The organism is Verrucosispora sioxanthis, assembly GCF_010560025.1.
GTDB lineage: Bacteria > Actinomycetota > Actinomycetes > Mycobacteriales > Micromonosporaceae > Micromonospora > Micromonospora palythoicola.
The window spans coordinates 213,305-231,966 of the sequence record NZ_SAIY01000003.1 but is presented as its reverse complement, the minus strand read 5'-3'; the positions used below and the strand labels follow the sequence as shown (position 1 = coordinate 231,966).

At 72.8% G+C, this 18,662-nt stretch carries 21 protein-coding genes; 12 read left to right on the top strand and 9 right to left on the bottom strand.

Annotation, left to right across the window (positions count from 1 at the left end; all coding sequences use genetic code 11):
- Positions 1-94: 94 nt before the first annotated feature.
- The 6 genes from ENC19_RS10340 to rfbB are packed head-to-tail and all read right to left on the bottom strand — an operon-like array spanning position 95 to position 5,392.
- Positions 95-1,123 carry a glycosyltransferase family 2 protein gene (locus ENC19_RS10340; protein WP_164446966.1) on the bottom strand — a complete coding sequence of 343 codons (1,029 nt, stop codon included), beginning with the start codon at positions 1,121-1,123 and terminating at the stop codon, positions 95-97.
- Positions 1,120-2,424 (bottom strand): lipopolysaccharide biosynthesis protein, encoded by a 1,305-nt coding sequence (locus ENC19_RS10335; RefSeq protein WP_166458393.1) that lies wholly within the window; start codon positions 2,422-2,424, stop codon positions 1,120-1,122. The genes ENC19_RS10340 and ENC19_RS10335 overlap by 4 nt, the downstream gene beginning before the upstream one ends.
- Positions 2,424-3,125, bottom strand: coding sequence for a glycosyltransferase family 2 protein (locus tag ENC19_RS10330; protein ID WP_164446964.1), 702 nt, complete (start codon positions 3,123-3,125; stop codon positions 2,424-2,426). The genes ENC19_RS10335 and ENC19_RS10330 overlap by 1 nt, the downstream gene beginning before the upstream one ends.
- Positions 3,118-3,516, bottom strand: a complete 399-nt coding sequence (locus tag ENC19_RS10325) for a DUF2304 domain-containing protein (protein WP_164446963.1) — start codon at positions 3,514-3,516, stop codon at positions 3,118-3,120. Before ENC19_RS10325 ends, ENC19_RS10330 begins: the two co-directional genes overlap by 8 nt.
- The gene (gene rfbD, locus ENC19_RS10320) at positions 3,513-4,397 is read right to left on the bottom strand and encodes a dTDP-4-dehydrorhamnose reductase (protein ID WP_164446962.1); all 885 of its coding nucleotides are present in this window, start codon (positions 4,395-4,397) and stop codon (positions 3,513-3,515) included. Before rfbD ends, ENC19_RS10325 begins: the two co-directional genes overlap by 4 nt.
- The gene (rfbB, locus tag ENC19_RS10315; protein WP_164446961.1) at positions 4,394-5,392 is read right to left on the bottom strand and encodes a dTDP-glucose 4,6-dehydratase; all 999 of its coding nucleotides are present in this window, start codon (positions 5,390-5,392) and stop codon (positions 4,394-4,396) included. Before rfbB ends, rfbD begins: the two co-directional genes overlap by 4 nt.
- 85 nt (positions 5,393-5,477) lie before the next feature.
- Here rfbB and rfbA point away from each other — a divergent pair, with 85 nt between their 5' ends.
- The 4 genes from rfbA to ENC19_RS10295 are packed head-to-tail and all read left to right on the top strand — an operon-like array spanning position 5,478 to position 8,659.
- A complete protein-coding gene (rfbA, locus tag ENC19_RS10310; protein ID WP_164446960.1) occupies positions 5,478-6,389 on the top strand; it encodes a glucose-1-phosphate thymidylyltransferase RfbA in 912 nt (303 codons plus the stop codon).
- Positions 6,386-7,003 (top strand): dTDP-4-dehydrorhamnose 3,5-epimerase family protein, encoded by a 618-nt coding sequence (locus ENC19_RS10305; protein ID WP_164446959.1) that lies wholly within the window; start codon positions 6,386-6,388, stop codon positions 7,001-7,003. The genes rfbA and ENC19_RS10305 overlap by 4 nt, the downstream gene beginning before the upstream one ends.
- A gap of 57 nt (positions 7,004-7,060) precedes the next feature.
- The gene (pafA, locus tag ENC19_RS10300; RefSeq protein ID WP_164446958.1) at positions 7,061-8,419 is read left to right on the top strand and encodes a Pup--protein ligase; all 1,359 of its coding nucleotides are present in this window, start codon (positions 7,061-7,063) and stop codon (positions 8,417-8,419) included.
- Positions 8,420-8,473: 54 nt separating this feature from the next.
- Positions 8,474-8,659 carry a hypothetical protein gene (locus tag ENC19_RS10295; protein WP_164446957.1) on the top strand — a complete coding sequence of 62 codons (186 nt, stop codon included), beginning with the start codon at positions 8,474-8,476 and terminating at the stop codon, positions 8,657-8,659.
- A 58-nt stretch (positions 8,660-8,717) separates the two neighbouring features.
- On the opposite strand, the gene ENC19_RS10290 is transcribed toward ENC19_RS10295, so the two are convergent.
- Entirely contained in the window at positions 8,718-9,803 is a 1,086-nt protein-coding gene (locus ENC19_RS10290; protein WP_164446956.1) for a DUF3866 family protein, read from the bottom strand.
- Positions 9,804-9,999: 196 nt separating this feature from the next.
- Between ENC19_RS10290 and ENC19_RS10285 the strand changes: the two genes are divergently transcribed.
- The 8 genes from ENC19_RS10285 (at position 10,000) to ENC19_RS10250 (ending at position 16,943) form a co-directional block, all read left to right on the top strand.
- The gene (locus ENC19_RS10285; protein WP_164446955.1) at positions 10,000-10,989 is read left to right on the top strand and encodes a helix-turn-helix transcriptional regulator; all 990 of its coding nucleotides are present in this window, start codon (positions 10,000-10,002) and stop codon (positions 10,987-10,989) included.
- A 52-nt stretch (positions 10,990-11,041) separates the two neighbouring features.
- Complete coding sequence (locus ENC19_RS10280; RefSeq protein WP_164446954.1) at positions 11,042-12,055, top strand: helix-turn-helix transcriptional regulator; 1,014 nt, start codon at positions 11,042-11,044, stop codon at positions 12,053-12,055.
- A gap of 10 nt (positions 12,056-12,065) precedes the next feature.
- Complete coding sequence (locus tag ENC19_RS10275; protein ID WP_093405953.1) at positions 12,066-12,314, top strand: hypothetical protein; 249 nt, start codon at positions 12,066-12,068, stop codon at positions 12,312-12,314.
- 248 nt (positions 12,315-12,562) lie between these two features.
- On the top strand, positions 12,563-12,850 hold the full coding sequence (gene tatA / locus ENC19_RS10270) for a Sec-independent protein translocase subunit TatA (protein WP_164446953.1): 288 nt from the start codon (positions 12,563-12,565) through the stop codon (positions 12,848-12,850).
- An 18-nt stretch (positions 12,851-12,868) separates the two neighbouring features.
- On the top strand, positions 12,869-13,819 hold the full coding sequence (gene tatC / locus ENC19_RS10265; protein WP_164446952.1) for a twin-arginine translocase subunit TatC: 951 nt from the start codon (positions 12,869-12,871) through the stop codon (positions 13,817-13,819).
- Between the two features lie 322 nt (positions 13,820-14,141).
- Positions 14,142-15,440 carry a hypothetical protein gene (locus tag ENC19_RS10260; RefSeq protein WP_164446951.1) on the top strand — a complete coding sequence of 433 codons (1,299 nt, stop codon included), beginning with the start codon at positions 14,142-14,144 and terminating at the stop codon, positions 15,438-15,440.
- Between the two features lie 206 nt (positions 15,441-15,646).
- The gene (locus ENC19_RS10255; protein ID WP_328824208.1) at positions 15,647-16,240 is read left to right on the top strand and encodes a response regulator transcription factor; all 594 of its coding nucleotides are present in this window, start codon (positions 15,647-15,649) and stop codon (positions 16,238-16,240) included.
- Between the two features lie 79 nt (positions 16,241-16,319).
- Positions 16,320-16,943, top strand: coding sequence for a response regulator transcription factor (locus ENC19_RS10250; RefSeq protein ID WP_166458392.1), 624 nt, complete (start codon positions 16,320-16,322; stop codon positions 16,941-16,943).
- Positions 16,944-16,972: 29 nt separating this feature from the next.
- Here the strand turns inward: ENC19_RS10250 and ENC19_RS30075 are convergent, their stop codons facing one another.
- Both ENC19_RS30075 and ENC19_RS30070 read right to left on the bottom strand, forming a co-directional pair.
- Entirely contained in the window at positions 16,973-18,016 is a 1,044-nt protein-coding gene (locus ENC19_RS30075) for an ATP-binding cassette domain-containing protein (RefSeq protein ID WP_235944648.1), read from the bottom strand.
- Entirely contained in the window at positions 17,920-18,534 is a 615-nt protein-coding gene (locus ENC19_RS30070) for a hypothetical protein (RefSeq protein ID WP_235944647.1), read from the bottom strand. The genes ENC19_RS30075 and ENC19_RS30070 overlap by 97 nt, the downstream gene beginning before the upstream one ends.
- Positions 18,535-18,662: the final 128 nt, after the last annotated feature.

Below are 18,662 nucleotides of genomic sequence, written 5' to 3'. Positions count from 1 at the left end.
GCGCCCGAGCGGTTTCGACCGGTCGGGCGCCGCGTCTTTCGGATCCCGACCGGGCCGACGGTGAGCCGAGTCCGCTGGCGCCGGGGGGACCCGATCAGCGGCGGGCGAGCAGCGGCCGCACGAGTGCCCACCAGGCCGTGGCGACCGCGTTGAAGACGCCCATCCCGGGTGGGGCCGCCACGTTCGACGGGGCGACGCGGGCGGTCATCAGGTGGGCGAGGGTGCCGTCTGCGACGGTGCGCTCGGCCTGTAGGCGTCGCCGACGGGCGCGCACCCAACCGCGGTGCCGCCACAGCCAGGCCCAGCCTCGGGTCTTCTGCCGCCCCCAGCCGCCGGCCAGCGCGGCGGCGAGCATGGCAACCTCGGTGAGCAGCAGCATCGGTGCCAGCAGGGCCAGGGTCCGGCCCTGGTACGCGGTGAGCAGGGTGAGCAGCCGGTTGCGTTCGACCAGGTAGAGCTTGAGGTCGTTGCGGGAGAACTCGTAGTGGTGCCGGACCACGGCGTCGGGCACGTACTCCAGCCGGAGGCCGCGCTGCCAGAGCCGCAGGCTGAGTTCGGTGTCCTCGTGGTAGGCGAAGTACTCGTCGGCGAAGCCGTCGAGTTCTGCCCAGCGGTGGCGGCTGATGACGAAGCAGCAGCCGCTGAGTGAGGGCACCACGGTGCGCCGGGCGTGGGCGCTGGCGGGTTCGCCGTTGCCGCCGGCCCAGGACAGGCCGGTGAAGTGCAGCGGATTGCCCGAGGTGTTGATCAGGTCGGGGTCGTGGGCGAGCCGGATGGAGGCCATGGCGGCGCCGACGCCGGGCTCGGCGGCCACCGCGACGACCTTGGCGAGGGCGTCGGGGGCCACGATGGCGTCGGAGTTGACGAAGGCCAGCCAGTCGCCGGTGGCCTCGGCGGCGCCGATGTTGCAGCCGCCGGAGTAGCCGGTGTTCGCCTCCGGCCGGAGGACCCGTACGCCGGGCAGGCCCTTGACCACGTCGATGCCGTCGCCGGTGCAGCCGTTGTCGACCACGACGAGTTCGATGTCGACGCCGGTGCTGGCCAGTACGGCCCGGGCGGCGTCGACCAGCCAGGGTTCGGCACCGTAGGCGAGCATCACGGCGGTGACGCGGGGCGGTCTCATGGTGCTCCTCCGCTGGTGGTGGCGGGCACCGGGGCCGCGACCGGCGGTGGTGCCTGTGGTGCCGTCCGCCGGCGGCGCAGCAGGGCGACCATGACGGCGGCGGCCACCACGGAGCCGACGGTGTAGCCGAGTTCGACGCGCAGCGCGACGGGCAGTGGGGGCAGGGTCGCGACGACAAGCGCGGCGACGCCGACGGTCCAGGCCAGGGCCTGGGCGTGGTGCCGGTCGCGGGCCAGCAGCGCCTGGCCGAGCACCATCGCCCACAGGTAGGCCAGGGTGGCCACCGAGAGCCAGGCGAAGTCGCCGTGACCGAGGACGTCGGGGGTGTCGAAGAGGGCCCGCACGAGCCACGGGCCGAACAGGGCGGCGAGGATGCCGCCGAGGGCCCCGAGGGCGGTGACGACGGCCAGGGAACGGCGTAGCAGGGTGCGGAAGGCCGGTTCGTCGCCGGTGGCGGCGGCGGTGGACAGGCCGGGCAGCAGCGCGGCCTGCATCGAGCCGAACACGAACAGGGGTATGCGGACCAGCACCAGCGCGGAGAGCAGTGCACCGGCGGTGGCGACGTCGGTCGGGTCGAGCAGCCGTACGTTGATCACGCCGATGTTGACGACCACCTGGGCGAGCAGGCTGGAGACGGTGAGCAGGGTGAGGCCGCGGAGCAGGGGTGGCCAGGGGACCGCCGGTCCGCGGCCGATCGTCCGGACGATCGGTGCGGCGGTCAGCGCGACGGCGACCAGCGGGGCCGCGACCAGCACCAGCGCGTAGGCCACGGGTGAATTCACGCCGGTGAGGGCGAGGATGGCGACCAGGCCGATGCGCAGCCCGCCGTCGAGGCCGAGTTGGGTGCCGTACCAGCCGAAGCGGCGCAGGCCGGAGAGCACCCCACGGGTGGTGTGCGCCACCGCCAGCGCGGCCAGTGCGCCGCCGAGGGCGGGCACCATCGCGGGGTCGCCGTCGAAGAGCCGGTCGGTGAGCAGGTCGGCGGCGCCGATGGTGAGCACGAGCAGCAGGCCGAGTACGGCGGCGGCGACGGCGGCGCCACGGGCCAGCACCGGTCCGGGTGGCAGCCCACGGGTGCGCCGGGCCGCGACGAGCCGGGCGACTTCCTGTTCCACGGGGAAGAACACGCCGATGCCGAGGGTGAACACGACGGACCAGAGCACCGACAGCGAGGAGTAGTCGGCGGCGTCGAGGTTGTGCCCGGCCAGGGCGAGGTGGACGTACGAGGCCAGCCCGACCACGGCCAGTCCGATGCCGACGCCGACGGTGCCGGGTGGTACGAGACGGAGCAGGCGACGCATCACCGGCGGATGAGGGCGAGGGTGAGCACGGCCACGGCCCGGCCGAGGTAGATCATCGCCCTGGCGGGGGAGTGGCTGGGCGTGCCGGCCATCCGGCGGCGCATGGCGACCGGCACCTGCTGGATCCGGTAGCCGCGACGGGCGGCGTGCACGAGCGTCTCGACGGTGTCGCCGAGGTACTCGGCGGGGTACCAGCGGGCGAACATCTCGATCATTCGTCGGTTGGCCGCCCGGAAACCGCTTGTGGTGTCGGTGAGCGTGGTGCCGGCCAGGCCGGACAGCACCAGCGACAGCATGCCCATCGCCCAGCGGCGCGGGCCGCGTACGGTGTATTCGCCCTCGCCGGCGAACCGGGCCCCGATGACCAGGTCGTAGTCGTCGAGCAGGTCGACGAGCTTGGGTACGTACCGGGGGTCGTGCTGCCCGTCGGCGTCGACCTGCACCGCGACGTCGTAGTCGTGGTCGTGGGCGTAGCGGTAGCCGAGCCGCATGGCGCCACCGACGCCGAGGTTGTACGGCAGTCGGGCGACGCGGGCTCCGGCGGCGGCGGCGACGGCGGCGGTGTGGTCGGTGGAGCCGTCGTCGACAACGAGCACGTCGACGCCGGGCAGTTCGCCGCGGATCTCGCCGACGACGTCGCCGATGGAGGCGGCCTCGTTGAGCGCCGGAATGATGATGAGCAGCCGCTTGCCGTTAACCATCGTGGGACACCATCTCGGTCCGGTCCAGTCGTCGGGTCCACTCCGCCCGTTCCGCCCGTTCGGCCTCGACTTCGGCGCGGAGCAGGGCGAAATCCTCGGCGAGGGTGCGGGTCTCCTCCTCCAGCGCGCTGACCTCCCAGCTGAGGTGGATGCAGACCAGCAGGAGGAAGACGATGCCGAGGAAGAGCACCAGGCTGACTCCGGAGGCGACACCGAGCAGGTCCGCGACGCCGTCGAGCAGCCGGGGGAACAGCGACAGCGGGATCACCACGAACAGCAGGCCGAGCCAGAGCATGCCGTACTTCTCGCGCAGTTGCCGGCGGCGCAGCAGCTCGACGATCGTGGCCAGCAGGATCAGGCCGGTCAGACCGGTGACGAGGGTGAGCTTCATACGACCTTCCACGGGGAGGGTGGAGCGGCGGGGGCGAACGCGTCGACCAGGGCGGCGTGCCAGTCCGGCAGGGGCGGCAGCCCGGCCTCGGCCCACCGGCCGTGCCCTAGCACACTGTACGTCGGTCGGGGGGCGGGTCGCACGAATCGGGCACTCGTGGTGGGTCGGATCCGGTCCGGGTCGAGCCCGTGCCGGGCGAACACGGCGCGGGCCAGGCCGTACCAGGTGGTCTCGCCGGCGCAGGTGCCGTGGTAGATCCCGGCCGCGGCGCGTCCGGCGTGGGCGGCCTCAGCGAGCGCGACCAGGTGCCGGGCCAGGGCGTGGGACCAGGTCGGCTGACCGCGCTGGTCGTCGACGACGTCGAGGGTGTCGCGGCGGTCGGCCAGGTCGAGCATGGTGGTGACGAAGTTGCGGCCGTGGGTGCCGTAGAGCCAGGCGGTCCGCACCACGTATCCGGTGTCGGGCAGTAGCCGGGTGACGGCCTGTTCGCCGATCAGTTTGCCGCGACCGTACGCGTTCAGCGGGGCGGTCGGCGCGTCCTCGGGGTACGGCGTGGTGGCGGTGCCGTCGAAGACGTAGTCGGTGGACAGGTGCAGCAGGCGGGTGTCGTGGGCGGCGCAGGCGGTGGCGAGGTGGACGACGGCGTCACCGTTGACGGCGGTGGCGGACGACTCGTGTGTCTCGGCGCCGTCGACGTCGGTCCAGGCGGCGGTGTTGATCACCACGTCGTGGCCGGCGACGGCGGCGTGCACGGCGGCGGGGTCGGTGATGTCCAGGTCGGCGCGGGTGGCGGGGGTGACCTGGTGGTCCGGCCGCGCTTCGACGACGTCGACCAGGTCGCGTCCGAGCATCCCGCCGGCCCCGGTCACCAGGAACCTCATGCGTTCGCCGCCTTCAGCGGTTCCCACCAGGCGCGGTTGTCCCGGTACCACCTGACGGTGTCGGCGAGTCCGGTGTCGAGGGTGATGCTGGGGGCGTACCCGAGCTCGTTGCTGATTTTGGTGATGTCGAGGGAGTAGCGGCGGTCGTGTCCCTTGCGGTCGGCGACGGGGGTCACCCGGTCCCAGCCGGCGTCGCAGGCGTCGAGCAGCCGGGCGGTCAGTTCCTTGTTGGTGAGTTCGGTGCCGCCGCCGATGTGGTAGACCTCGCCGGCGCGACCCTTGTGCTGGACGAGGGCGATGCCGCGGCAGTGGTCGTGCACGTGCAGCCAGTCGCGTACGTTGCCGCCGTCGCCGTAGAGCGGGACGGGGTGTCCGTCGAGGAGGTTGGTGACGAACAGCGGGACGACCTTCTCCGGGTACTGGTAGGGCCCGTAGTTGTTGGAGCAGCGGGTCACCACCACGTCGAGGCCGTGGGTGCGGTGGTAGGCCAGGGCGAGCAGGTCGGAGCCGGCCTTCGACGCCGAGTAGGGGGAGTTGGGGGCCAGCGGCCAGTCCTCGGTCCAGGAGCCGTCGGCGATGGAGCCGTAGACCTCGTCGGTGGAGACGTGCACGAACCTGGCGACGCCGTGGCGTAGCGCGGCGTCGAGCAGGTTCTGGGTGCCGAGGACGTTCGTGGTGACGAAGGGTGCGGCGCCCGCGATGGAGCGGTCGACGTGGGACTCGGCGGCGAAGTGCACGACCACGTCGTGCCCGGCGACGGCCTCGTCGACCACCTCTGGGTGACGGATGTCACCCTGGACGAACCGCAGCCGTGGGTCGTCGGCCACCGGCGCGAGGTTGGCCAGGTTGCCGGAGTAGGTCAGCGCGTCGAGCACGGTGACCTGGGCCGGTTCCACCGCCGGTACGCCCGCCGCGCTGCCGCCGGGGACGCCGAGCAGCGTCCGGACGTATTCCGAGCCGATGAAGCCGGCGCCGCCGGTGACCAGGATCCTCACGGGTCCGGAAGTCTACGCGAAACGGCCACATCCGCAGCGCAGGCGACGCGCGGCGGTCCGTCCGATTGCCGGTAGGCTCGCCCGGATGCGTGGAATCCTGCTCGCCGGTGGCACCGGATCCCGGCTGTGGCCGATCACCCGGGCGGTGTCGAAACAGCTGATGCCGGTCTTCGACAAACCGATGATCTACTACCCGCTCTCCACCCTGGTGATGGCCGGGATGTCCGAGATCCTGGTGATCACGACGCCGGAGGAGCAGGCTCAGTTCCAGCGGCTGCTCGGCGACGGCAGCCAGTTCGGGCTCCGGCTGGAGTACGTCGCCCAGCCTCGGCCGGAGGGCATAGCGCAGGCGTTCGTGCTGGGCGCGGACTTCATCGGCGACGAGTCGGTGGCGTTGATCCTCGGCGACAACATCTTCCACGGTGTGGGTCTGGGCCGGCAGCTGGCCGCGGCCGGTGATCCGGTCGGTGGCCGGATCTTCGCGTACCCGGTGGCCAACCCGCAGGCGTACGGTGTGGTGCACTTCGACGCCGCCGGGCGGGTGCTGTCGATCGAGGAGAAGCCGCAGCGTCCCAGGTCCCGGTACGCGGTGCCCGGCCTGTACTTCTACGACAACCGGGTGGTGGAGATCGCCCGGGGACTCACCCCCAGCGCCCGGGGCGAGCTGGAGATCACCGCGGTGAATGAGGCGTACCGGCAGTGGGGTGAGCTGTCGGTCACCGTGCTGGACCGGGGGACCGCCTGGCTGGACACCGGCACCTTCACCTCGCTGATGCAGGCCGCCGAGTTCGTTCGGGTGATTGAGGAGCGGCAGGGCATGAAGATCGGCTGCGTGGAGGAGGCCGCCTGGCGGGCCGGGCTGATCGACGACGCGCGGTTGCGCGCCCTGGCCGAGCCGCTGACCCGCAGCGGCTACGGCGACTACCTGCTCGACCTGCTCACCGGCGACCGGCAGGAGCCGACCGGCGAGATCGGCGCAACTGGGGCGGTCCGGTGAAGCTGCGACCGTTGAGCGTCGAGGGCGCCTGGGAGATCACCCCGCAGCAGCACGGCGATCCGCGCGGGTTGTTCCTGGAGTGGTACCGCTTCGACCGGTTGGCCGCGGCGGTCGGGCATCCGCTGCGACTGGCGCAGGGCAACCTGTCCGTCTCGGCCCGCGACGTGGTGCGCGGCATCCACTTCGCCGACGTGCCGCCGGGTCAGGCGAAGTACGTCACCTGCGTTCGGGGAGCGGTGCTCGACGTCATCGTCGACCTGCGGGTCGGCTCGCCCACCTTCGGCCGGTGGGAGGGGGTGCGCCTGGACGACGTGGTCCGGCGGGCGGTCTACCTGGCCGAAGGGCTCGGCCACGGGTTCTGCGCGTTGACCGACGACGCGACCCTCACCTACCTCTGCTCGACCACCTACAACCCGTCGGCCGAGCACGCGGTGCACCCGCTTGACCAGGAACTGGGCATCGACTGGCCGGCCGCCGTGCCGCAGCTGTCCGCCCGCGACGCCGCCGCGCCCACGCTGGCGCAGGCCCGGTCTGCCGGGCTGCTGCCGGAGTACGACACCTGCCGGCGGCACGTCGCGACTCTCGTCGCCGCGGCGGGTTCCACCGACGGCTGAGGTCGGCAGGTGCCCCGACAGTGACGAACAGGGCCTCCGTACGGCTAATGTCTCATCATGGAACGGCGAATCTTCGGTCTGGAGACCGAGTACGGCGTCACCTGTACCTACCGCGGACAGCGGCGGCTGTCCCCCGACGAGGTGGCCCGGTACCTCTTCCGCCGGGTCGTGTCCTGGGGCCGGTCGAGCAACGTCTTCCTGCGCAACGGCGCACGGCTCTACCTGGACGTCGGCTCGCACCCCGAGTACGCCACCCCCGAGTGCGACTCGGTGGTCGACCTGGTGGCCCACGACCGGGCCGGTGAGCGGATCCTGGAGGGGCTGCTCATCGACGCGGAGAAGCGGCTGCACGACGAGGGCATCGCCGGCGAGATCTACCTGTTCAAGAACAACACCGACTCGGCCGGCAACTCGTACGGCTGCCACGAGAACTACCTGGTGTCCCGGCACGGTGAGTTCGGCCGGCTGGCCGACGTGCTGATCCCGTTCCTGGTCACCCGGCAGCTCATCTGCGGCGCCGGCAAGGTGTTGCAGACGCCGCGTGGGGCGGTCTACTGCCTGTCCCAGCGGGCCGAGCACATCTGGGAGGGGGTCTCCTCGGCCACCACCCGCAGCCGCCCGATCATCAACACCCGGGACGAGCCGCACGCCGACGCGGAACGGTACCGCCGGCTGCACGTCATCGTCGGCGACTCCAACATGAACGAGGTCACCACGCTGCTGAAGGTCGGCACCGCCGACATCGTGCTGCGGATGATCGAGGGTGGCGTGGTGATGCGCGACCTCACTCTGGAGAACCCGATCCGGGCGATCCGGGAGGTGTCGCACGACATCACCGGCCGGCGGAAGGTGCGGCTGGCCTCGGGCAAGGAGATCAGCGCCCTGGAGATCCAGCAGGAATATCTGGCCAAGGCCACCGAGTTCGTCGAGCGCCGGGGCGGCGACCAGACCGCCAAGCGGGTGGTCGAGTTGTGGGGCCGGGTGCTGCGGGCGGTGGAGACCGGCGACCTGGAACCGGTCTCCCGGGAGATCGACTGGGTGACCAAGCTGCGCCTGATCGAGCGGTACCAGCGCAAGCACGACCTGCCGCTGTCGCACCCCCGGGTGGCGCAGATGGATCTGGCGTACCACGACCTGCGCCGGGGGCGGGGCCTCTACGCGTTGCTGGAGCGGCGCGGCGAGGTGGACCGGGTGGCCACCGATCCGGAGATCTTCGAGGCGAAGGAGACACCGCCGCAGACCACCCGGGCCCGGCTGCGTGGCGAGTTCATCCGGCACGCCCAGGAGAAGCGGCGGGACTTCACCGTCGACTGGGTGCACCTGAAGCTCAACGACCAGGCGCAGCGGACCGTGCTCTGCAAGGACCCGTTCCGGGCGTACGACGAGCGGGTGGAGCGGCTGATCGCCAGCATGTGACGGGGTCGACCGGGGCCGCGCCGACCGGCCGGCCCCGGGTACGCTGGTCGGGCCATGATTTTTCCTGAACCTCCCACCCCGGGCGCGCAACGGCAGAGCTGGCTCGAACGCCGCCGCGACAAGATCCGCGACGAGATCGAGCGTAACCGCCGTGGCGAGTACACCGTGCCCACCTGGGTGCTGGCCCTGGCTCTCGCCCTGATCGTCGGTGCCTGGGCCGCCCTGGTCATCTTCGCCTGAGGCGCGCGGGGCGGTCGCGCAGGTCGCCTCGTCAACCGGCGGCCGGTGCCGGAGGTGGCTACGCCGTCAGGCGGGCGGCGTGCCGGCCGGCCGCTGCTGCGGCCAGGAAGTAGGCGTGGTCGGCGTCCAGCCCGCGTCCCATCGTCGACAACGGCACCGGACTGCGTCGCAGCGCCGCGTCCAGTCCGGCGGTGTCCACCCGCACCAGCGTGTGCCGCTGCGCCAGCGGTTCCACCGCGGCGTCGACCTCGGCGGCCAGCACGGGGTCCAGACCGTCGGGCACCACCAGCTCCGCGCGAGCCAGCGCCACCCGGCCGTACGCGGTGAGGCTGTGGTGCGACACGCCACGGTGTCGGGGACGCGGGTCGGCGGCGGAGATCCGCAGCGAGCCGACCGGGCGTCCACCGAGCGTGGCGACGGCGTTCACCGCCTCGCCGACGGCCACGCCGGAGAATCCCCAGCGGGTGCCGGTGCCGAGATTGCCCGGGCCCTGCGCCACCACCGCCACGTCGGCGCCGAGCACGTGCCGGGCGGCGAGCAGGCCGCTGTGCAGCGTCGAGGCCTCCAGGTCACCCCCGAACGCCTGCCCCACGCTGATCGTGCCGACAAGTTCGTCGCGCAGCCCGGCGAGGGTGCGGGAGAACCAGGCGGGCAACGCGCCGCCGTCGGTGAGCAGGTACGCCACCCGCGCCCGCGGCGCGTCGACCCGGATTCCGGCCAGGATCGCCGGCAGCGCGGAGTGCAGGTCGGCGGTCACCACCGGTAGACCGGCCACCTCGTCGGCGGCCGCCAGCGCCGCCCGGTGCGGTGACGCCTCCTCGTCGACGCCGAGCAGGATCGGCTGCAACGGGGTGTAGCGGGCCTTGACCAGATGACCCGCGTCGCGGGAGTCAAGCGCCTGCGGCGGATCCGGCGGTAGCCGCTCCGGCAGCGCCACGACCAGGGCGTACCCGCCGGTGCCCAGACCCATCAGCAGCGCACCGGCGTTGAGCAGCACCCGGTCGCCGGTCTCGGGCTCACCGACCAGCGCCGGATAGGCCAGCGCCCGCATCGCGCCGCCGCCGTCCACCTCGACGTCCAGCTCCACCGCACCGGCCCACCGCCGACGCACCCTGACCACCGCACCTGCCCGCCACCGCACCACCCCCGCACGCTAACCCCCACCATCCCGTAACCCTCACCCCACCCCGTCGATCTTGCGCTTTCTGTCCCTGCGGAGCACAACAAAAGCGGCATACCGGCGACCACAACTGCAAGATCGACGAGAAGGGGGAATTGGGGGTGAGGGTGGGTGGCGTGGGGTGCCTGTGCGGGGGGTCAGGGCTGCTAGCGTCTACCGGGTGTCACGTAGTCGCACCGAACGGCTGGTCAACCTGGTGATCTGCCTGCTGTCCACGCGGCGGTTCCTGACCGCCGCGCAGATCGCCGCGACCGTGCCCGGTTACGAGCACGATCCGGACGACGCCCGCGAGCACGAGGCCTTCCAGCGCAAGTTCGAGCGGGACAAGGCCGAGCTGCGGGAACTGGGCGTACCGCTGGAGACCGGGACGGCGAGCGCCTTCGACGCGGAGCCCGGGTACCGGATCGCCCACCGGGAGTACGCGCTGCCCGACATCCCTCTCCAGCCCGACGAGGCGGCCGTCGTGGGCATCGCCGCTCGACTGTGGCAGCACGCCGGCCTGGCCGCCGCCGCCTCGTCCGGGCTGGCGAAGCTGCGCGCCGCCGGCGTGGACGTGGATCCGCAGGCCACCCTCGGGCTGGAGCCGATGGTCACGGTCGACCCGGCGTTCGCGCCGCTGACCGCCGCCGCCCGCGACCGGCGGGAGGTCCGCTTCGACTACCGGGTGCCGGACCGCGACGCGCCTGCCCGGCGTCGTCTGCAACCGTGGGGTGTGGTCTGCTGGCGGGGCCGGTGGTACGTGGTCGGCCACGACCTGGACCGCGACGCCACCCGCTGCTTCCGACTGTCCCGGGTGGTGGGCCCGGGGCGGGCCACCGGCGAGTCGGGTGCCTACCAGCCGCCGACCGGTGTCGACCTGATCAGTCACGTGGCCCGCTGGTCCGGCCCGGTCGAGCGACCCGGTCGGGCGACCGTGCTGGTCACCCCGGGACGGGCCGCCGGGTTGCGCCGCTGGGCGGTGGAGGTCACCGCCGGGCCCGACGCGGACCGGCTGGTGCTGCCGTACGGTGACGCCTGCTCGCTGGCCGGTCACCTCGTCGGCTACGGGCCCGATGTGCGGGTGGTCGACCCACCCGAGGTGCGGGAGGCGGTCATCCAGCGGCTGAAGGAGATCGCCGCCCGACACGACTCGCTGGCGGTGCTCCGGTGAGCACGCGGGACGAGCTGGCGCGCCGCGCGGTGGTGCGCGGAGGGTGGTCCCGGTGAGCGGTGCGGCGCCACGGGCCGGTTCCCGGGCCTCGGCGGACCGGCTGGCCCGGCTGCTGAACCTGGTGCCGTACCTGCTCGCCCGGCCCGGGATCGAGATCGCCGAGGCGGCCGGTGACCTGGGTGTCACCGAGCGGCAGCTGCGCGAGGACCTGGAGCTGTTGTGGGTGTGCGGGCTGCCCGGGTACGGCCCGGGCGACCTGATCGACATGGCCTTCGACGGCGACCGGGTGACCATCACCTACGACGCGGGCATCGACCGGCCGCTGCGGCTCACCCCGGACGAGGCACTGGCGCTGGTGGTGGCGTTGCGGATGCTCGCCGAGACACCCGGGGTGGCGAACCGGGAGGCGGTCGAGCGGGCCCTCGCGAAGATCGAGGACGCGGCCGGTGACCTGGTCGCCGCGCCGGTCGAGGTGCGGCTGCCCGGTGACACCGGGCGGGTGGAACAGTTGCGGGCCGCGGTGGAGGGTGGTCGCGCGCTGCGGATCACCTATTACACGCCGGCCCGGGACGAGACCACCGAGCGGGTCATCGACCCGCTGCGGGTGCTGATGATCGGTGGCCGGACGTACGTGGAGGCGTGGTGCCGCCGCGCCGAGGCGGTGCGGCTGTTCCGGGCCGACCGGATCGACGCGGTGACCGAGCTGGCCGAACCCGCCGTGGTACCCCCGCAGGCCCGACCGCACGACCTGCGTCACGGGGCGTTCCGGCCCTCGCCCGACCTGCCCCTGATCACGTTGCGGATCGGTCGGGGCGAACGGTGGATCACCGAGTACTACCCGTGTGAGCGGGTCGAGTCCGACGGCGAGCGGTGGGTGGTGTCGCTGCGCGTCACCGATCTCGGCTGGGCCCGTCGGTTCGTGCTGGGTCTCGGCCCGGACGTCGAGGTCGTCGCACCGGCCGAGCTGGCCGGGCAGATCCACGAGTCGGCGGTGGCGGCCCTGGAGGCGTACGCCCACCCGGTGTCGGCCGACGCGGACCCGGCGGCGACCGGCGACAGGCAGTAGGCTGGCCGGCGTGCTGAAGTGGATCGTGCTCGCGCTCGTGCTGGTGCCGTTGGTTCTGCTCGCGCTGGCGGTACGACCGGTGCTGGCGCGACTGCCCCGGCTGCGCCGGGCGGCGCTGGCGTTGCAGCGTCGGGCCGACGAGGCGACCGCGCTGCGCGAGGCGGCGGAGAGTCTCCAGCAGCGGGCGGAGGGCTTGCAGAGTCGGCTTGAGACCACCCAGCAGCGGCTCACCGTGATCAAGGCGCGGCGCGGCGACTGAGGCCCGTTCCGCCGGCGTCACCTTCCGCGCGGTGCGCGTTCCTGCCCGTACGGTGCGTGCTGCTGCACGCGGCGTCGCGACTTCGCGCAGAATGATCCAGCCGCACGGTTGACGGGACACTCGCGGTTGGCCGAGACTTCACCCGCCGGGACGAACCACCACCGCCCCGGCGGGTGGCAATGGCCTTCGTCGCACGTACGATGGGCTGCGGAACCACCCTCATCGACACAGTGCGACTGGAGCCCTCCATGCATGCCCTCAAGCCCTGGCACATCGCCGTACTCGTGGTCGTGCTGATCCTGCTCTTCGGCGCGAAGCGGCTCCCCGACGCCGCCCGGTCCCTCGGCCGCTCGCTGCGGATCATCAAGGCCGAGACGAAGAGCCTGGCCGACGACGACCGCGACCTCGCCAGCAAGGCCGACGCGCAGGCCGGCTACCAGCCGTACGCGCCGCAGCAGCCGGGGCCGCAGCAGCAGCCCTACCAGGGCACCGTGCAGCCGCCGGTCGACCCGGTGCAGCGCGTCCGCGAGAACTGACCCCCGGGTCCGGTAACCGTGGCCTTCGGACTCCGCAAGCGCGGACCGAGCAACTTCGAGCGGGCCGCCGACGGCTCGATGACCCTCGTCGAGCACATCCGCGAGCTACGCAACCGGCTGTTCAAGGCGTCGCTGGGCATCCTGATCGGCTTCGGCTTCGGTCTCTGGCTGGCCGGCCCCGTCCGTGAGTTGCTGTCCCAGCCCTACTGTCAGCTGCCCGGCAGTCAACTGCCCGACGGCCGGTGCAACTTCGTCCAGCTCGGTCCGGCGGATCTGTTCCTGCTGAACCTGAAGATCGGTCTGTGGGTCGGTCTGATCCTCGCCGCGCCGGTCTGGCTCTACCAGTTGTGGGCCTTCATCGCGCCGGGCCTGCACCGGCACGAGCGGCGGTATGCGTACGCCTTCACCGCCCTGGCGGCACCGTTGTTCGCGGCCGGTGCCGTGCTGGCGTACTTCGTCGCCTCGAAGGGGCTGGAGTTCCTGCTGGAGATCTCGGGCGATGACATCAACACCACGCTCGACATCACCCGCTACATATCGTTCATCACCAACCTGATTCTGATGTTCGGGGTGGCGTTCGAGTTTCCGTTGATCGTGCTGATGCTCAACTTCGTCGGCATCGCCAGTGCGAAGCGGCTGCTCGGCTGGTGGCGGGTTGCCGTGTTCGTCTTCTTCGCCTTCTCGGCGGTGGTCACTCCCACGCCGGATCCGTTCGGCATGAGCGCGCTGGCGTTGTGCCTGTGCGCGCTCTACTTCGCCGCGGTCGGCGTCGCGTTCCTCAACGACAAGCGTCGGGGACGCGGCAAGGAGATCTATGCCGGCATCGACGACGACGAGGTCTCCCCGCTGGAGTTCGACCGGGAGCCGGTCGAGGCGGGGCAGCGGGTCGACGCGAGTGCCCCGATCGACGCCCCCGCACCTGTCGCCGCGCCGGCTCCGATCGACCGACGGTATGACGACGTGACCTGACGCGCGACGTGTGACGGATGAACGCGACAAGCCTTCCCGGGTGGAAGGCTTGTCGCGTTTCTGGTGACCGCGATCGGCGGTGAACTCCCGGGTGGCCGCGCCGGTTACCGGACGGCAGCGCCACCGTCAGCCGGAGAGTCGGCAATCCGTCACCGGGTTGTTCACGGTCAGCGACGGGGTAAGGGGCTGAATACGATAAGTCGACGTTCTCGGAGAGAGAGGCTCTGTGCGTCGTCCGACGTTCCGCCGTCCGCCCGCTGCCCGGAGGGGGCCCAACGCCCCGGCAGCGCGCCCAGCGGTCGCCGTCGCCCGGCTCGCCGTCATGGGAGCCGCCGCCGTGGGCGTCGGGCTGCTCATCGGTGCCCTGTCGAGCGACCCGGCCAGTGCGGACAGCGCCGGTGTGCCCTCGGTCGGCGCGGATCGGCGGGAGCCCGAACGCGACCGGCCCGCCTCGCCCCTCGACGAACTGGTCACCGGTCTCGTCGAACGCCCGGACGTCCGGCATCCCGGCGCGGGCCGCAGTTCGACGCGCGGTTCCCCGGAGGCCGGTCGGCAGGATGACGACAGCCGGGCCGAGAGAGCCAGGGCGCGCAGCGGCCGCCCGGCGAAGCCACCAGCGACCGTGCGAACCGGGAATGTGCCGACGCCCGACGGTCCGTCCGCCGACCCGTCACCGGGCAGCCGTTCACCGGCTGACCGGTCCCTGACCAGTCGCACACCGGGTGGCCGTGCGGTGGCTGCCCGGATGCCGCGCGACGGGTCGTCGAAGGGCTCCGGGCCGGTCGGGCGTACGCCGGTGACGCCGCCGAGCCGGTCGACGGTGCCGATCGTCGGCGACCGGCCTCCGGTGGCGGAGGTGGGCACGGCGCTGTCGCCCCTGCCGGAGGTGGCCCGGTCCGCGACTGGCTTGCTGGCTCCGCCCGTCCCAGGCAGCGCCGCGAGTGACCTGACGACGCTGCCCGCGAGTGACCTGACGAACCTGCCCGTGACGGGCCTGGCGGCGCTGTCCGGGACGGCTTTGACGGCGCTGCCCGCGACGGAAGCCGTCGTCGTGCTGTCGCAGGCTGTTCTGCGACCGGTGCTGGTCACGGCCGTCGCGGCGGTCAGGACCGGCGTGGCAACGGCGGCGACGCCGGTCACGCGGCTCACGGGCCCGGTCACCGGCACGCTTCCCGTCCTGCCGGCGGGTTCCGCTGCCGGGCCGTACACCCTGGGTGGACCGACGTCATGGACGTCGACCACCGACCCGGTCGCGGGTGTGCCGCCGCCGGCTCGGTCGCTGGCGCCTGACCCGCCACCCGCCACGGCACCGGAGGCCACACCGCCGCCCGAGGTGACACCGGCCATGCCCGTGGCCGGGGTGGCGCTCGGGTGGCATCGCTCCTCCGCCGGCACCTCTGGAGCTGGTTCCGGGTCGACGCCGGCACCGACCGGCTCACCGCAGCGTCCTCATGTGCCCGCTGGCGACGGTGTCACGGGTGCCGATGGCGGCCCCGCACCGCTGCGAGGGATGATCCTCGACGGGTGCCAGGTGCCGCCGACGACCAACGCCCGGACCGATGTTCCGGCGCCCCGCAGGTACGCGGGCCGTTCCCCCGGTGTGAGCGCCCGACCCGGCTGAGTCCGCCCTGACCCGCCCGCGCCGCCGGTGTTCCACCGGCTGGTCGCCCGGCGTGGCCGTACGGGTGCCCGGGGTCGTCGTGTGCGACGTCCCACGGGCCGGGCCCAGTCCGTTCGCGCGTGGCCGACCTGCGTAGTCCCGTCCAGGGGACCGGCAGCCGCTGCGCCGCGCGTACCTCAGATCGGAGCTACGTGGTGATCCGCGTTGTGATTGGCGAAAGTATGGGTCTGCTGCGCAGTGCGTTGTGCGCGGCACTGGCGGGCGAGGAGGACATCGAGGTCGTCGCCGCGGCGACGGGCATCGGTGACCTGCCCGCGATGGTGCGTCGACACCTGCCGGACGTGGTGCTTGTGGACCTGGCGTCCGGTGTTCCCGAGCCGGTGGCGGTGATCACCGAGATCACCGGGGCGGCACCCGCGACAGCGGTGCTGGCCCTCAGCGACCGGTGGAGCCGGGGCCTGGTGACGGAGGCGTTGACGGCCGGAGCGCAGGGGTTGGTCGGCAAGGACGAGCCGCTGCACGAGCTGGTCCGGGCGGTGCGGGCGCTCGCGGCGGGGGAGCGGGTCATCGACGTGGCCGCCGCCGCGACGGCGCTGCGGCCCGCCACGGGCCCGCTGACGCCTCGGGAGGCCGAGGTGCTGCGGATGGCCGCCGAAGGGCTGCCGCTCAAGGAGATCGCCCACCGGCTGTTCCTGGCGCACGGCACGGTGCGTAACCACCTGTCGGCGATCATGCGCAAGACCGGTGCCCGCAACCGGATGGAGGCGGTCCTGCTCGCTCGCCGTGACGGCTGGATGTGACCGTGGCTGGGGCCGCCGCCCGGCGGCCCCAGCCCACCGCCGCCAGCCCGACGGGCGAAACCGGCCAGGGCGTGTTTGAATGCTGACGGTCCGTGATCCAGCCGACGAGTTCGGAGAGCCTGCGGTGATCCGTACCCTGCTCGCTATCGATGGCGCCCTGGTTCGGGGCGCCCTGTCCCTCGTGCTCGCCGCGGAGGACGACATCAGCGTGGTGGCGGAGGTCGCTCGGGGTGACGTGGTCACCTGGACCATCCGCACCCGTCGTCCGGACGTCGCGGTGGTCGACCTCGACCTCGTCGAGGGGCTGCCGGCGACCGGCTCCTGCCCACTGCTGGTGCTCGCCGAGCCGCGTCGGGCCGGGAGCCTGTACCGGACGCTCACCCCGTCCCGAACCGTCGGCGTCCTCGGCAGCGACGTACCGCCGCACCGGGTGGTCGACGGGATCCGCCGGCTGTCCCGTGGCGAGCCGGTGGTCGACGCGGATCTGGTGCTGGCGGCGCTGCACCGGGACAACCCACTCACCCCGCGTGAGGCGCAGATCCTCGACCTGACGGCCGGCGGCGCGCCGGTCGCCGAGGTGGCCGGTTCGCTCGGTCTCGCCCCTGGCACCGTCCGTAACCATCTCGGCCGGATCATCCGGAAGACGGGCGGGCGCACCAGAGTCGAGGCGGTCCAGGTGGCCCGCGACGCCGGCTGGATCTGACCGACCCCGCACGCTCCCCGCGTCGAAGGTCAGCCGCGGGGAGCGGCGACCCGGTCGGCGCCGCCGGCCGCCGAGACACCGTCCCAGTGCCCGACCAGATCGCGGTAGCCGGGCGAGCGGACCAGCAGTTCCTGATGGCTGCCGTCCAGCGGTCCGTCCTCGTCGAACACCAGCACCCGTCGGGCACGGACGGCGGAACTGATCCGGTGGGCGATGACGACCAGGGTGCCCGGACGCCGGGCGAAGGCCGACTCGACGGTGGCCTCCAGGGTCGGGTCCAGGTGACAGGTTGCCTCGTCCAGGATGACAAGCGGGGCGGGGGCCAGATAGGCGCGTACGGCGGCGACCAGTTGTCGCTCACCGGCGGAGAGCGTGGTCGGGTCGACCGTGGCGGCGAGGCCGCCCAGCCGCCGCGCGAGAGCGTCGGCACCGAGCCGGGCCAGCGCGGTCTCGACGGCCGTGTCGTCGGCGTCCGGACTCAGGTAGCGGAGGTTGTCGGCGAGGGAACCGGTGAACACGTACGCCTCTTGCGGCACGAGCACCCGTAGCGCGGCCAGGTCGGTTCGACCGAGGGCGGCCACCGGCCGACCGGCGAGGTGGACCGTGCCGCGCTCCGGCTCGATCAGCCCGGCGACCAGCCCGGCCAGGGTGGACTTGCCGGTGCCGCTGGGTCCCACCACCGCCAGGTGTTCCCCCTCGGGCAGGGTCATCGAGAAGTCGGCCAGAATCGGCCGGGCACCGGGCCCGTACCGGAAGGTCAGGTTGGACAACCGGACCGCCGGGGTGTCGCCCTGCGGGTCCGCACCGGGGGTGGCCGCCCGGTCGCGCCGCGCTGGGGGCGGGCAGGTGCGCAGGATCCGTTCCAGGGTGACGGCGTAGCGCAGCCCTCCACCACCGAGCCCCTGCACCAGGGCGTGCAGCGCGGGTTGCAGGCTGGTGGTGACGTAGACCAGCGCGCCGAGCACCGCGCCGGTGCTCAGCCCGCGTCGCACCAGCCACGGCGCGGCGAGCAGCAGGACCACCACCGGCAGCCAGCCGCCCAGGCCGAGGCTGAGGCTGCGCAGCGCGGACATCGGGCCAGCGTCCGCTCGGCGTCGGCATGGTCGCCGACCCTGCGGTCGACCTCGGCCACCGTGCGTTCCTCGGCGCCGCAGGCGAGCACGTCGCGGTGACCGGTCAGCGCGGTCGCCGCCGACCGGCCGAGCGCCTCGCCGGCCCGCACCTGGGTCCGCTGGTGTGCCAGCATCGACGGGAGCGCGGCGGTGAACACGACAAGCCCCGCGAGCAGCGGGGCCGCCACCAGCGCCGCGACCGTGGCATCCAGGGCCAGCAGGCCGAGCAGCGCCGCTCCGGCGGTGAACAGGAAGCCGCGTACCACCATGACCAGGCCGCCGAAGGTGTCCCGGACGATCTCCACGTGGTGGGTCAGCCGGGCCACCGGGGCGCTGTCCGGGTGAGCGCCGGCCCGGGTGGCGTCGTGCAACGCGCCGTGGACCACCAGACGGGCCAACTCGTCGCGGAACGGCTCCACCACGTCACCCAGGCTCCGGTAGACGCGCCCGGTCGCCGCCGCGCCGAGCAGGACGGCCACCGCGAGTCCGCCGACCAGGCCAGGCCGGTGGTGAATCGGCCGGCCAGGAAACCCTGGTCGACGGCGCGGGCGACGAGCAGCCCGGCGAGCAGCGCCGGCGGGGACTCGACCGCCGACCAGGCGGCGAG

Excerpts from the sequence above, each read along its gene's own strand:
- ENC19_RS10340 (WP_164446966.1), bottom strand. The coding sequence starts at position 1,123 with ATGAGACCGCCCCGCGTCACCGCCGTGATGCTCGCCTACGGTGCCGAA.
- ENC19_RS10335 (WP_166458393.1), bottom strand. The coding sequence starts at position 2,424 with ATGCGTCGCCTGCTCCGTCTCGTACCACCCGGCACCGTCGGCGTCGGC.
- ENC19_RS10330 (WP_164446964.1), bottom strand. The coding sequence starts at position 3,125 with ATGGTTAACGGCAAGCGGCTGCTCATCATCATTCCGGCGCTCAACGAG.
- ENC19_RS10325 (WP_164446963.1), bottom strand. The coding sequence starts at position 3,516 with ATGAAGCTCACCCTCGTCACCGGTCTGACCGGCCTGATCCTGCTGGCC.
- rfbD (WP_164446962.1), bottom strand. The coding sequence starts at position 4,397 with ATGAGGTTCCTGGTGACCGGGGCCGGCGGGATGCTCGGACGCGACCTG.
- rfbA (WP_164446960.1), top strand. The coding sequence starts at position 5,478 with ATGCGTGGAATCCTGCTCGCCGGTGGCACCGGATCCCGGCTGTGGCCG.
- pafA (WP_164446958.1), top strand. The coding sequence starts at position 7,061 with ATGGAACGGCGAATCTTCGGTCTGGAGACCGAGTACGGCGTCACCTGT.
- ENC19_RS10295 (WP_164446957.1), top strand. The coding sequence starts at position 8,474 with ATGATTTTTCCTGAACCTCCCACCCCGGGCGCGCAACGGCAGAGCTGG.
- tatA (WP_164446953.1), top strand. The coding sequence starts at position 12,563 with ATGCATGCCCTCAAGCCCTGGCACATCGCCGTACTCGTGGTCGTGCTG.
- ENC19_RS10260 (WP_164446951.1), top strand. The coding sequence starts at position 14,142 with ATGGGAGCCGCCGCCGTGGGCGTCGGGCTGCTCATCGGTGCCCTGTCG.
- ENC19_RS10250 (WP_166458392.1), top strand. The coding sequence starts at position 16,320 with ATGCTGACGGTCCGTGATCCAGCCGACGAGTTCGGAGAGCCTGCGGTG.
- ENC19_RS30075 (WP_235944648.1), bottom strand. The coding sequence starts at position 18,016 with ATGTCCGCGCTGCGCAGCCTCAGCCTCGGCCTGGGCGGCTGGCTGCCG.